The 13912-nt window shown below is 31.8% G+C and carries 10 protein-coding genes; 6 read left to right on the top strand and 4 right to left on the bottom strand.

Annotated elements, in window-relative coordinates; genetic code table 11:
• Positions 1 to 10 precede the first annotated feature (10 nt).
• A complete protein-coding gene (locus Q0714_RS01925; protein ID WP_298262616.1) occupies positions 11 to 3220 on the bottom strand; it encodes a hypothetical protein in 3210 nt (1069 codons plus the stop codon).
• A gap of 155 nt (positions 3221 to 3375) precedes the next feature.
• Here Q0714_RS01925 and Q0714_RS01920 point away from each other — a divergent pair, with 155 nt between their 5' ends.
• The 5 genes from Q0714_RS01920 to Q0714_RS01900 all read left to right on the top strand — a co-directional run bounded on the left by Q0714_RS01920 (position 3376) and on the right by Q0714_RS01900 (position 9430).
• Positions 3376 to 4035 (top strand): succinate dehydrogenase cytochrome b subunit, encoded by a 660-nt coding sequence (locus Q0714_RS01920; protein WP_298262615.1) that lies wholly within the window; start codon positions 3376 to 3378, stop codon positions 4033 to 4035.
• A 12-nt stretch (positions 4036 to 4047) separates the two neighbouring features.
• Positions 4048 to 6051: a fumarate reductase/succinate dehydrogenase flavoprotein subunit gene (locus tag Q0714_RS01915; RefSeq protein ID WP_298262614.1), complete on the top strand. Its 2004-nt coding sequence runs from the start codon at positions 4048 to 4050 to the stop codon at positions 6049 to 6051.
• Between the two features lie 9 nt (positions 6052 to 6060).
• Positions 6061 to 6804: a succinate dehydrogenase/fumarate reductase iron-sulfur subunit gene (locus Q0714_RS01910; protein ID WP_298262613.1), complete on the top strand. Its 744-nt coding sequence runs from the start codon at positions 6061 to 6063 to the stop codon at positions 6802 to 6804.
• Between the two features lie 110 nt (positions 6805 to 6914).
• On the top strand, positions 6915 to 8072 hold the full coding sequence (locus Q0714_RS01905) for a methionine aminotransferase (RefSeq protein ID WP_298262612.1): 1158 nt from the start codon (positions 6915 to 6917) through the stop codon (positions 8070 to 8072).
• 587 nt (positions 8073 to 8659) lie between these two features.
• The gene (locus Q0714_RS01900) at positions 8660 to 9430 is read left to right on the top strand and encodes an amidohydrolase (RefSeq protein ID WP_298262611.1); all 771 of its coding nucleotides are present in this window, start codon (positions 8660 to 8662) and stop codon (positions 9428 to 9430) included.
• A 54-nt stretch (positions 9431 to 9484) separates the two neighbouring features.
• On the opposite strand, the gene Q0714_RS01895 is transcribed toward Q0714_RS01900, so the two are convergent.
• The 3 genes from Q0714_RS01895 to Q0714_RS01885 are packed head-to-tail and all read right to left on the bottom strand — an operon-like array spanning position 9485 to position 11721.
• Positions 9485 to 10480, bottom strand: a complete 996-nt coding sequence (locus Q0714_RS01895; protein ID WP_298262610.1) for an acyl-ACP desaturase — start codon at positions 10478 to 10480, stop codon at positions 9485 to 9487.
• Between the two features lie 26 nt (positions 10481 to 10506).
• Positions 10507 to 11238, bottom strand: a complete 732-nt coding sequence (locus tag Q0714_RS01890; RefSeq protein WP_298262609.1) for a 1-acyl-sn-glycerol-3-phosphate acyltransferase — start codon at positions 11236 to 11238, stop codon at positions 10507 to 10509.
• Positions 11239 to 11286: 48 nt separating this feature from the next.
• Entirely contained in the window at positions 11287 to 11721 is a 435-nt protein-coding gene (locus Q0714_RS01885) for a hypothetical protein (RefSeq protein WP_298262608.1), read from the bottom strand.
• Positions 11722 to 11894: 173 nt separating this feature from the next.
• Here Q0714_RS01885 and Q0714_RS01880 point away from each other — a divergent pair.
• On the top strand, positions 11895 to 13912 hold a 2018-nt coding region (locus Q0714_RS01880; protein ID WP_298262607.1), incomplete at its 3' end, for an endonuclease.

Genomic DNA, 13912 nt, shown 5'->3' with positions numbered 1-13912 from the left:
GGGTTATTTTTTAGTAGTTTAATTTTTTAATTTCTTTAAATGGTGATAGATTTAAACTTTCTACCGATTTTTGATATGCAATCCAGTCTTTATTATAAAATTTATTAATTTTAGAAATAACAGTACCTACTTTTTCATCCGCATTTTTTACTAAGGTCATTTCAGTTTTTCCTGGTTTTTGAAGTAAAGAGTTTACATAACTTCTTGCCGTGTACAAATATGAAATAGTACTTGGAAATTCAGAAGCGGTAATTCCTTGTCTTTTATCTTCTTTGCCAAGCATTTCATCCAACAAAGTATTTATTTTATTTAATATTTCAGAATGGGCTTTTAATAGTTCTTTATGCTTTTCTTTTGAATCTTGAGCTTTTATTCTTTTTTGGTAATCTTCAACAATTTCTTTAGAGGTAATTAATTGTTGAGTGGCATCACCAGCAACTCCTATTTTTGTTTCTAGTTGTTTTAATAATTGGTATTTACTTTTTAAAACTTCTATAGGCATTTCAACTCTTGGATCATAATTAACGGTAATTTTTTCCGAAACAGTTATATTTCCAAAATGGGCTTTCATAGTATAAGTTCCAGGTAAAACAGTAACCCCTCTAGGTTCAATATTAGTTTTCTGAATTTTTCTTCTTGAAGGTCTTCTTTTACCTTTTTCTCCTAATTGCCAATATAGTTTATGCACTCCATTTTCTTTTGGAGCTTTTTTAGTAATTGTTCTAATTAACTCAAGTTTATCATTGTAAAATTCAAAAAATATGGAGTCGAATTTTACCGCAGGTTTTTTAGATGATTCGGATTTTAAAGTTGAATTTTTTGTAGTATCTGGTTTGTTAATACTATAGGTAATCATAGCTCCTCTTGCTCTATTTTCACCATTAAAAATAGCATTTGCTCCAAAACGAGTTCCAGAAGGTTCTTGGTTTTGGGTAATAAATGCAGTAGGTGGTTTAAATAAATATAAAGGTTTTTCTAAAAGTTGTTTTCCTTCTTTAGCGATGGCTCTTAAAGGTCTAATATCATCTAAAATATAGGCAGCTCTACCAAAAGTTCCAATTACCAAGTCATGTTCACGTGGTTGAATAGCTAAATCCATAGTAGAAACTGTTGGAAAATTATGCGTCCATTTTGCCCAATTTTTTCCTTCATCTATGCTTATATACAAGCCATATTCAGTTCCTAAAAAAAGTAAATTGGGTTCTTCTAAATCTTGAATTATAGAAAGTGTATAACCAAAAGTTTCTTTTTTGTTTTCAAGTATATTTTCCCAAGTCTTTCCAAAATCACGTGTTCTAAATAAATAAGGTTTAAAATCAAATTGACGATAATTGTTAACTACTACATAAGCTTCACCTTTATTGAATTTAGATGCCCTAATTTGAGGAATCCAAGCTTCTTTAGGCATTCCTTTTATATTTTTAGTAACATTTACCCATGTGTTGCCGTTGTCTTTGGTTAGTTGTACATTTCCATCATCGGTTCCAACCCATATTAGTTGTTCATCTAATGAACTTGGTTCTATTGCTAAAATTGTACAATGATTTTCGGCTCCCGTTGCATCCATAGTAATACCACCACTCTCATGTTGTTTTTGTTTGTTTTTATTATTAGTTGTTAAATCTGGTGAAATGATTTCCCAAGTATATCCCTTGTCCGAAGATTTATGTACAAACTGACTTCCAAAATAAATGGTTTCGTTATCATGCGGGTTTAAAGCAATGGCTGAATTCCAATTAAAACGTAGTTTTACATCAGGGTTTGGGTGTGTTGGACGAATCATTTTAGCATTTCCCGTAATACGATCGTATCGCCCAACATAGCCTTGTTGAGACATGCCATAGCCGTAACGAGAATTTTTTGGATCAGGAACCACGTCAAAACCATCACCAAACATTAATTCTTGCCAATAAGCGTTTCTTATTCCTTGAGATTTTAATACATAAGCTGGACCAACCCAAGAACCATTATCTTGCATACCCCCATAAACATTGTATGGAAATTCGTTATCTACATTTATGTGATAAAATTGTGCTACAGGAATATTTTCTGCAAAACGCCAAGTTTTACCTTTGTCTCTTGTAATGTACAAGCCACCATCATTTCCATCAATCATAAAATTTGAATCTTTTGGATGAATCCACCAAGCATGATGATCGGGGTGCACTCCTTTTTCAGTTCCATAAGCTGGCATTAGTTGTTTAAATGTTTTTCCACCATCTTCACTAACATTTACATAGGTGAAAACTGAATAAATTCTATTTTCATTAGAAGGATCTACATGTATGTCGGAATAATAAAAAGGTCTGTTACCAATTCCACCAGAACCTCTTCCACTTGATTTATCATTGATCATTTTCCAATTAAAACCACCATCTTCAGATTTATATAATGCATTTTTTTTAGCTTCAACCAAAGCATAGATAAATTTTGTATTACTTGGAGCAATTGCAATTCCAATTCTTCCTAGATTGCCTTTAGGAAGCCCCTCTTTTTCTGATAGTTTTTTCCAAGTTGAACCACCATCTACAGTGATATATAATCCAGAGCCTTCACCTCCAGAATTAAATGTCCAAGGTTTTCTTTCATGCTGCCACATTGCAGCTATTAATTTATTAGGGTTAGTTGGGTCTACAACCAAATCTGCACAACCTGTTTTGTTATTGACAAATAATGATTTTTCCCAAGTTTTACCTCCATCGGTTGTTTTAAAAACTCCGCGCTCAGGGTGTTCTCCCCAAGGAGAACCAATAGCACCTACGTATACTGTATTGGGATGGTCTTTATCAATAATAATTCTATGAATATTGCGTGTTTTTTGTAAGCCAACTAGTTGCCAAGTTTTGCCTGCATCTAAACTTTTATAAAGTCCGTATCCTCCAGTTAAGCTATTTCTTGGATTGCCTTCACCAGTACCAACCCAAATAACGTCGGGGTTGTTTTGTTGAATAGCAATAGCTCCAATAGATGTTACAGCTTGTTGGTCAAAAATAGGTTTCCAATCTACACCACCACTTTCAGATTTCCATAAGCCTCCAGAGGCTGTTCCAACATAAATAATTTCTGGATTATTGTTTACAACATCAATTGAAGTCACCCTGCCACTCATACCTGCAGGGCCAATAGCTCGAGTTTTCATATTTTTTAATAATGAAATATCTAGTTGTTGGGCATTTATTGGTAATGAGATTAATAAAAATAATAGAATTAAATTTTTCATGACAGTCTTTATAATTAGTTGTTTTAGAATGTACTAATGTATGCTTTTTTAATCAATTTTTTAAAATCATTCTAAATAGCGTTGATAAGTTAAATTGTGTTTTTAAACAAAAAAGTAAATAGTATCTTTGTATCTTTATAAAAATTAAATAAAAAATGAGCGGATTTTTATCTTCATCAATCGCAAGGAAAGTGGCTATGGCATTGTCTGCACTCTTCCTTATTTTCTTCTTAATTATTCATTTAGCGGTAAACATAACTTCCTTATTTAGTGAGGATTTATTTAACGAATTATCCCATTTTATGGGAACAAACTCCTTAGTCCAATTTGCACTGCAACCTGTTCTAATTTTTGGTGTTGTTTTTCATTTTGTTATGGGATTTGTTTTAGAGTTAAAGAATAGAAAAGCAAGAAATATTAAATACACTAAATTCAATGGAGCTGCAAGTGCTTCTTGGATGTCAAGAAATATGGCAATTAGTGGTGGTGTAATTTTAATATTTATTGTAATCCATTTTATCGATTTTTGGATTCCAGAAATAAACCATAAATACGTTGAGTTTTTACCAGAAGACCCAACTCGTTATTTTGGAGAATTACAGCACAAATTTATGAGCCCAGTAAAAGTTGGAATCTATGTAGTTGCATTTGTTTTATTAGCACTGCATTTATTACATGGTTTTCAATCAGCTTTTCAATCAATAGGGTTTAATAATAAATATACTAAATGTGTTAAAAATCTTGGGGTTATTTATTCAATTGTAATTCCTTTAGGATTTATTATTATTGCATTATATCACCATTTTAACCATTAATCTTAAGAGAATATGACTACTTTAAATTCAAGAGTACCAGAAGGTCCAATAAAAGATAAATGGACAATTTATAAAGACAAAATTAACCTAGTTAACCCAGCAAACAAGCGTAATATTGACATTATTGTGGTGGGAACAGGATTGGCAGGAGGTTCAGCTGCTGCTACTTTAGCTGAGTTAGGGTATAACGTAAAAGCATTTGCATATCAAGATTCTCCACGTAGAGCACATTCAATTGCTGCTCAAGGAGGTATCAATGCAGCAAAAAACTATATGGGTGATGGAGATTCTAACTATCGCTTATTTTATGATACTGTTAAAGGAGGAGATTACCGTTCTCGAGAAGCAAACGTTCACCGTTTAGCAGAGGTTTCAGGAGCTATTATAGATCAATGTGTTGCGCAAGGGGTTCCTTTTGCACGTGATTATGGTGGACTACTAGACAACCGTTCGTTTGGTGGAGTACTAGTTTCAAGAACTTTTTATGCTAAAGGACAAACAGGGCAACAATTATTATTAGGTTGTTATTCTGCGATGAACCGTCAAATTGCTCGTGGTAAGATTGAAATGTTCAATCGTCATGAAATGTTAGATGTTGTAAAAGTTGATGGAAAAGCAAGAGGGATTATTGCACGTGATTTAGTTACAGGAGAAATTGAACGTCATTCAGCACACGCAGTAGTAATAGCTACAGGTGGCTATGGAAATGTATATTTCTTATCAACTAATGCAATGGGCTCTAATGCTACAGCAGCTTGGAAAGTTCATAAAAAAGGAGCTTTTTTTGCAAATCCTTGCTTTACTCAAATTCACCCAACATGTATTCCACGTTCAGGAGATTACCAATCTAAATTAACCTTAATGTCTGAGTCATTACGTAATGATGGTAGAATTTGGGTTCCTGCTAAAATTGAAGATGCAAAAGCCATTCAGCAAGGAAAATTAAAACCAACTGAAATAGCTGAAGAAGATAGAGATTATTATTTAGAAAGAAGATACCCTGCATTTGGAAACTTAGTACCTCGTGACGTAGCATCTAGAGCTGCAAAAGAGCGTTGTGATGCTGGTTTTGGTGTGAATGCAACAGGTGAAGCTGTGTATTTAGATTTTGCGGCTGCCATTCAACGTTATGGTAGTGAAAAAGCAAAAATTCAAGGGTTGCACAACCCTTCAAAAGAAGAAATTACCAAATTAGGGGAAGCAGTTATTGAAGCTAAATATGGAAACTTATTCCAAATGTATGAGAAAATTGTAGATGAAAATCCTTACAAAACACCAATGATGATTTATCCTGCAACACACTATACTATGGGAGGTGTTTGGGTTGATTATAATTTGATGACAACAGTTCCTGGGTTGTACTGTATTGGAGAAGCTAACTTCTCTGATCACGGAGCCAATCGTTTAGGAGCATCGGCTCTAATGCAAGGTTTGGCAGATGGTTATTTTGTACTTCCTTATACCATAGGAGATTATTTAGCAGATGATATTAGAACAGGCAAAATTTCTACAGATTCACCTGAATTTGATGCTGCTGAAAAAGAAATTAAAGATAAATTAGAGTTCTTTATCAATAATAAAGGAACACATTCTGTAGATTATTACCACAAAAAATTAGGAAATGTGATGTGGAATAAAGTAGGGATGGCTCGTAACGCAAAAGGATTAACCGAAGCAATTGAAGAAATTAGAGAAATTAGAGAAGATTTTTGGAAAAACGTAAAAGTTCCAGGAAGTTTAAATGAATTAAATCCTGAATTAGAAAAAGCAGGTAGAGTAGCTGATTTCTTAGAATTGGGTGAATTATTTGCTAAGGATGCTTTACACCGTGAAGAATCTTGTGGAGGTCATTTCCGTGAAGAACACGTAACTGAAGATGGTGAAGCTAAGCGTGATGACGCTAACTTTGCTTATGTTGCTGCTTGGGAATACACAGGTAAACCTAGCGAAGCTATTTTACATAAAGAACAATTAGAATTTAAAGATATCGAATTAAAAACTCGTTCATATAAATAAGAAGACATTATGAATTTAACGTTAAAAATTTGGAGACAAAAAGGACCTCAAGAAAAAGGTCAAATGGTCGAATATAAAGTTACCGATATTTCAGAACATATGTCATTTTTAGAAATGATGGACGTGTTAAATGAAAGTTTAGTAGCAAAAAATGAAGTTCCAATAGCTTTTGATCACGATTGTAGAGAAGGTATTTGTGGAATGTGTTCTTTACATATTAATGGTGAAGCTCATGGACCAGATAGAGGAATTACTACTTGCCAGTTACATATGCGTACTTTTAAAGATGGTGATACCATTTATATTGAACCTTGGAGAGCAAAAGCATTTCCTGTAATTAAAGATTTAATTGTTGACCGTACTGCTTTTGAACGTATTCAACAGGCTGGAGGGTATATTTCTGTAAATACATCTGGAAATACACAAGATGCCAATGCTATTCCAATTTCTAAACGCAATGCAGATTTATCTATGGATGCTGCTGCTTGTATTGGTTGTGGAGCTTGTGTTGCAAGTTGTAAAAACTCTAGTGCTATGTTATTTGTTTCTGCTAAAGTATCTCAGTTTGCATTATTACCTCAAGGTAAAATTGAAGCTGCAGATAGAGTTAGAAATATGGTTAAGCAAATGGATGAAGAAGGTTTTGGAAACTGTACTAATACTGGAGCGTGTGAGGTGGAATGCCCTAAAGGAATTTCTTTAGAAAACATTGCACGTATGAACCGTGAATATTTAAAAGCTAGTATTATTTAGTTTTAAAAATAGTATAAATTAAAAAGAAAACCTGTCTCAAAAATGAGACAGGTTTTTTTATTGAATAAACTTTAGATTTAGTAAATTTAAAAATCTAAACTTGAAAAAATATGCCAAACTATAACAATTCATTTTCATCTAAATTACCCAATGTTTCTACATCTATATTTTCTGTAATGAGTGCTTTGGCTCACAAAGAAAAAGCACTAAACTTATCACAAGGGTTCCCAAATTTTGAAAGCGATAATAATCTAATTGAATTGGTAAATAATGCGATGTTTAATGGTAAAAATCAATATGCACCAATGCCTGGAATTTTTAGTTTGCGCAAAGCTATTTCAGATAAAATGGAAAATTTATACCAAGTTAGGTACAATCCTGAAACGGAAATTACCATTACAGCGGGAGCAACTCAAGCCATATTTACAGCTATAGCTGCAACGATTAGTAAAGATGATGAAGTAATCATTTTTAAACCGGCATATGACTGCTATGAGCCTACTATTGAACTTTTTGGAGGTAAAACAATAGCAGTGCAACTTAATCCTGAAGATTTTAAAATTGATTGGCAATTGGTAAAAAGTTTAATTACTGAAAAAACCAAAATGATTATTGTGAATACACCTCATAATCCTTCTGGAAAAATTTTAACGAAAGATGATATGACTCAGTTAGAAACTTTACTTAAAAACACCAATATTGTTTTATTAAGCGATGAGGTATATGAACATATTATTTTCGATGGTGAAAAACATCAAACAGCAGCTTTATATCCAGGATTAGCTGAAAGAACATTTATTACGGCTTCCTTTGGAAAAACATTTCATAATACTGGTTGGAAAGTGGGTTACTGTATTGCACCTAAAGAATTAACCCATGAATTTAGAAAAGTACACCAGTTTAATGTATTTAGTGTAAATCATCCAACTCAAGTTGCTTTAGCAGAGTATTTAAAAACACCTTCTAATTATTTAGAGTTAAATGCATTTTATCAACATAAAAGAGATCTATTTTTAAGCTTGATAAAAGAATCTAGATTTGAGTTTTCTCCTTCAAAAGGAACTTACTTTCAATTGCTGAATTTTAAAAATATAACAGAAGAAAATGACTATGATTTTGCTGTAAAGCTTACCCAAAAATATAAAATTGCAAGCATACCAATTTCGGTATTTAATGAAAATACTTTAGATACTAAAGTATTGCGTTTTTGCTTTGCTAAAACCGATGAAACCTTAAAACAAGCAGCCGAAATTTTAAATACAATTTAACCTAACCAACGAATTAGTTTATTCTATTGATTTTTGCATGAATTTAGTTGCCTTTCAAGTGATAAAATAAGTGCTTTTGAGGAGGTTTGTTGTTAATATGAAATAGAACTTTAGAATTGGTTTTAATTGGAATATGAATCCTAAAAAAGCCATCCTCGTAACTTAAGCTATCATCTTTATGACTTTTAATTTTGTTGTTTGGAGCTAAGTTTAAAAGTCTAATAGCTTCTTTATTGCAATAAAATTGATCGATAATGTGTTGAAAATAAGTGCAATATTTTAAAATTTCACAATTTTTATACGTAGTATTTTCGGTTTTGTGAGCATAAATATTGGTAGAATCTCCATTTTATAATCTTAAGTAAATGGAATTCCATTTTCCACTATAGTTATTAGTATTAAAGTGTGGAATAGAAGTAGTTTGGTTACAAATATTAAAATCTTTGAGCAAGTTTTCAATGTTAAAAGAAAAAGGAAGTTTAAAAAAATCATTCATGAAGCTAGTTTTTTCAATAATGCAAAAAAATAACGAATGCTTGTTTATATGTGTTACTTTGGTTAATTTCAAAAAATTAATATTTAATCATATGCTTAAAGTAGCTTTACTTCAAACAGATTTAGTTTGGGAAAATATTGAACAAAATTTGATTCGGTTTTCTGAAAAAATAAATGGAATTGAAGAACAAATAGATTTAATTCTTCTTCCAGAAATGTTTAGCACAGGTTTTAGTATGAAGCCTCAAAATTTAGCTGAAACTATGGATGGAACTACTGTAAATTGGATGTTAAATTTAGCAACAAAAAAAAATGTTGCAATTGCAGGAAGTGCTATAATTAAGGAAAATGAAGCATATTATAACCGTTTTTTGTTTGTAAAGCCAACAGGTGAGGTAGAATACTATGACAAACGACATTTATTTACCTTGGCAGGAGAGGATAAAGTTTACACTTCTGGAAATAAAAAAATTGTGATTAATTATAAAGGGTTTAAGATTTGTCCTTTAATTTGTTACGATTTACGTTTTCCGGTTTGGGCACGAAATATTGAAGCTTATGATGTGTTAATTTATGTGGCAAATTGGCCAAAACCAAGAATAGCTGCTTGGGATGCTTTATTAAAGGCACGTGCTATTGAAAATATGTGTTTTACGATTGGTTTAAATAGAGTAGGTAAAGATGCTAATAACTTAGAATACAACGGGCACTCAGCAGTCTATAATTGTCTTGGTGAGAAAATGACTGGTACTATTGAAAATGTTGAGAATACAATAGTTGTTAGTTTAAATAAAAAGCACATAACCGAAGTTAGAAGTAACTTAAACTTTTTAAATGATAAGGATGTTTTTGTAATAAAATAAACGCTATATTAAAAAAAATAATATAGCGTTTTAAGCATTTTGTTAGCTAGAATATTAACTTATAGGGTTCATCCATTTAAATTCATATTTCGTGTTTGGAACTACAATTCTTTCCGTAATTCTGTACATTCTATCAGGAAGTTTCATTAAATAATCCCTAGCTTTTTCAGCTTCTGAAGTTAAACCAGTTATTTTGTCAATATTCCAAGTAGAATTTAACTTTTTGATAATATCCACATAGTCAAAACCAGTGTAAACTCCTGTTCGTTGGGCAACTGCTGAAAATTGATCAAAAATAGTTCCTTTTTCTTCACCAGAAAGCCTTAAGTGCATTGCAGGCATTACAATTTTATGTTTCATCATGTGTTGAAAAGCTAACATCATTTCGCTTGGGTCGTGTTGAAAAATTTGCTTTACAAATTCTGTATAAGCCAAATGATGTCTCATTTCATCTCCTGCAATAATTTTAGACATTTTTGCTAACAATTTATGTCCTTTTTTACGAGCAATTTTAGCTACATTATTGTGAGAAATATAAGTGGCTAGCTCTTGAAAACTTGTATAAACAAAGTTTTTATAAGGGTCGCGGGCTGTTCCAATGTCAAAGCCATCGCAAATTAAGTGTTGCGTTGTAATTTCTACTTCGCGCATATTTACTCTGCCAGATAAATACAAGTATTTATTTAACACATCGCCGTGTCTATTCTCTTCACCAGTCCATGAGCGTAACCATTTTGCCCAACCATTATCACCTCCATTTTCACTATGTTGTGAAACTCCATCAATATCTAAAAGCCAAGATTCATACGTTGGTAAAGCTTCTTCTGTAATAGTATCTCCAACCAAAACTACCCAAAAGTCGTCATTCATTTCTTTAGATAATTCTCTAATTTCAGTGACTTCTTCAATAAAATTATTGCTTTGAGAGTTTGGTAAAAAATCGGTAGGTTGCCAAATTTTTTCGGGTGTAATTAAAAACTTTTCAATAAAGGTATCAATGTTTTTTTCTAAGACTTTCATTACCTCAAGTCTTATATTATGTGTTGACATGTTTTTGATTTTAGTTTAGTAGGGCGCTAAACTACGTTATTTTTAATTGTTTCTTCAACCTTTTTAAATAGATTTTCAAATTTCATTGATTTAGCTTCGATAGCTTTATGAAATTCAAAAGTAACTTTAATCCCCATGTTTAAAGGAAACATCCCATATTTATTTAGTTTCCAACAATTATTAATGGTTACGGGTATTACATATGCAGAAGGGGCAAATTTGGTTAGCATTTTTAATCCATTTTTAGAAAATCGTTTTGGAACTCCATTTTTGCTTCTAGTTCCTTCTGGAAAAATGACTGCTGTATAATTGTTTTTTTCAATATATTTTCCAAAATCTCTAATAGCTGCTAAAGATTGTCGAGGGTCTTTTCTGTCAATTAAAACGGATCCTCCATGTTTTAAATTATAGGATACACTTGGAATTCCTTTTCCTAATTCAATTTTTGAAACAAACTTTGGATGATATTTTTTTAAAAAACATGAGATAGGAGAGATATCATGCATACTTTGATGGTTAGAAACCACAATTAAAGGCACATTTTTTGGGATAGGATGTTTGCTAATAAACTGTATTCTATTACCTAAAATATATAATAAATAAGTTAAGGTACAGTTCATTAAATCAACTGCTAGTTTATGACCTTTATATTTTCCTAAATTAAACCCTAGCCATTGTAGTACATGAAAAAATAATAAAAAGCTCCCATAAAAAATATAGAAGATGGCTGAAGGAATGTATAAGAGAATTTTTTTCATAAGTTGTAAAAAGAAAATCCTAAGCACGAGGCTTAGGATATGTTTATTTTAATTTGAAAACCATTGAGACCAAGGAATTCTACTTAAAATTAATAGTAAGGCTATGGTATAAAATACGGCAATAGTTTTAAATTTTGCGGTATCGGTATTTTTCTTTTTATGTTTAGAAAATCCTATGGTAATAAGAGTAATAGCAATAATACCAACTAACGGATGTTCAACTAAAATTTTTCTTAAATCGCTATTTTTCATTACCTCTCCCATTCCGGCTGCACGCATAGTATCATAAAAGCTCGAGGTATAATAAGCTACAAGTCCAATAATTAATTGAATATGCGATGCAATAAGTGTAAATAATGAGATTCTTAAATCTTTTGCTTTAAATTCTCTTTTAGAATTGAGTCCCATAAATGCATTTATAACTGCAAAAATTAATACAATTAATACAATGTAAGCCCAATAGGAGTGAATCATTTTTATCATAATAGTTAGTTTTTAGTTTCAAGCAAAAATAGGGAATTAAAATGAAACTTATTTAAATATTAATGGTTATAAGAAGGTTTAATTTGTATTCCTTTTAGGCAATATATTATTCACATTATTATTTATTTATATAAATTAATAATAAGTTTGTAAATCAAATAATTTTATATCTCGTGAAAAAAACATTACCCTATTTATATTTAATTCTTTTTTTTGTTACAACTTCATTTTTTGGACAACAAATACCCTCTTATTACAATGGTTTAGATTTTTCCAAAACAGGAAATGAATTATTTTTAGAATTATCAGGACGAATTACCTCAACACATACAGGAATTCCTTATACAAGTTCTTCAACCGATGTTTGGGATGCTTGTAAATTAGCAGATGAAGACCCCGATATTTCAACAAACGTATTGTTGATTTATGGTTTTGATGATGCTGATGGAGATGTTACAACGGATAGGTCTAGAAATAAAGATTTACAAGATACAGGAGGAACTACAGGTACTTGGAATAGAGAACACGTATTTGCTAAATCACTTGCAAATCCAAATTTAGGAACAGATGAACCTGGACCTGGAACGGATGTTCATAATTTAAGACCTGCAGATACTCAGCGTAATTCAACAAGAAGCAATAGAAAATTTACAGATGGAAGTGGTGAAGCTTCTTATGTAGCAGCTAATGGAGGTTGGTATCCTGGAAATGAATGGAAAGGAGATGTGGCACGAATTATAATGTATATGTACACGCGTTATCATGGAAACGGAACTCAAAGCTCTGAAACCAATTGCTTGCCTATAAATGTTGCTTTTGGTACTGTAAACGCTATAGATGCTAATATGATTGACCTTTTTTTAAAATGGAATGTAGAAGACCCTGTATCTCCTTTTGAAGCCAATAGAAATGAAGTATTAGCGGGTATTCAAGGAAATAGAAACCCTTATATAGATAACCCATATTTAGCAACCTTAATTTGGGGAGGCTTAGTTGCTGAAGATAAGTGGAATATGAATTCATCTTCAGATACAGAAGCCCCATCTACTCCAGAAAATCTTGTAGCTTCTAATGTTACCGATACAACAGTAGAAATTTCTTGGAACGCTTCAACTGATAATATTGGGGTGTATGATTATTTAATTTATGTAAATGGTTTTTATACGCAAACAGCAACAACAACTTCAACAATTTTAACCAATTTAATTGCAGCAACTACTTATCAAATCACAATTAAAGCTAGAGATATTTCTTCAAATTACTCAAATATGAGTGCTGTACTTGAGTTTACCACAGCAGTAGGGCCTAAAGTTCTTTTTGAGGAAGATTTTAGCGATTGTGGAAATTTAAATTTTGTTACTTATAGTGAAGCAAGTAACAAAAATTGGGAGTGCCGAAATTTGTATGGAGAAAATAACTCTGGTTCAATGGGAATGAATGGGAATCAACAAGATGTTTTAAGTAAAGATTGGCTGATAACTGTAAGCCCAGTAGATTTTGATAATAGTACAGGTGAAATGTTGAGTTTTTATACCGATGCTGCTTATGGAGATACTCCTTTAGAACTGGTTTTTTCTTCAGATTATGATGGTTCAGGTAATCCTTCAAATTATACTTGGAATGAAATACCAAATGTAACCATACCGATACATTCTACAGGAACAGTTACTGAAGAAGTTTACTCTTTTACTAATATTGATATAAGTGAAATATCAGGCTCGGTTTATATAGCATTTAAATATTATTCAACTGCAGATCCAACCCGTTGGACGGTGGATAGTTTTAAAATTATTGCAGATAATGAAGATAATGATGATATAGATGGTGATGGTGTTTTAAATGTAGATGATTTATGTCCAAATACCCCAGCAGGAGAAGAAGTAGATGCTAATGGTTGTTCCAATGGTCAATTGGACGATGATAACGATGGGATTCAAAATAGTGCTGATTTATGTCCTAATACACCAATAGGTGAAAGTGTAAATGTTAATGGTTGTTCTGAAAGTCAACTAGATGATGATAACGATGGAGTAATGAATAATATTGATACGTGTCCAAATACTCCATTAGGAGAAGAAGTTGATGTTAATGGATGTTCCAATAGTCAATTGGATGATGATAATGATGGTGTGAGTAATGAGATTGATCAATGTCCAAATACACCTATAGGAACTTATGTTGATGAAGCAGG

This window comes from uncultured Lutibacter sp., from assembly GCF_947493565.1.
In the GTDB taxonomy this organism is placed as follows: domain Bacteria; phylum Bacteroidota; class Bacteroidia; order Flavobacteriales; family Flavobacteriaceae; genus Lutibacter; species Lutibacter aestuarii.
Note: the sequence above shows the minus strand (reverse complement) of the source record. Positions and strands in the feature narration are given on the sequence as shown.

Coding starts and splice junctions, on each gene's coding strand:
- Q0714_RS01895 (WP_298262610.1), bottom strand. CDS start 10,480: ATGTCAACACATAATATAAGACTTGAGGTAATGAAAGTCTTAGAAAAA.
- Q0714_RS01925 (WP_298262616.1), bottom strand. CDS start 3,220: ATGAAAAATTTAATTCTATTATTTTTATTAATCTCATTACCAATAAAT.
- Q0714_RS01905 (WP_298262612.1), top strand. CDS start 6,915: ATGCCAAACTATAACAATTCATTTTCATCTAAATTACCCAATGTTTCT.
- Q0714_RS01890 (WP_298262609.1), bottom strand. CDS start 11,238: ATGAAAAAAATTCTCTTATACATTCCTTCAGCCATCTTCTATATTTTT.
- Q0714_RS01885 (WP_298262608.1), bottom strand. CDS start 11,721: ATGATAAAAATGATTCACTCCTATTGGGCTTACATTGTATTAATTGTA.
- Q0714_RS01915 (WP_298262614.1), top strand. CDS start 4,048: ATGACTACTTTAAATTCAAGAGTACCAGAAGGTCCAATAAAAGATAAA.
- Q0714_RS01910 (WP_298262613.1), top strand. CDS start 6,061: ATGAATTTAACGTTAAAAATTTGGAGACAAAAAGGACCTCAAGAAAAA.
- Q0714_RS01900 (WP_298262611.1), top strand. CDS start 8,660: ATGCTTAAAGTAGCTTTACTTCAAACAGATTTAGTTTGGGAAAATATT.
- Q0714_RS01920 (WP_298262615.1), top strand. CDS start 3,376: ATGAGCGGATTTTTATCTTCATCAATCGCAAGGAAAGTGGCTATGGCA.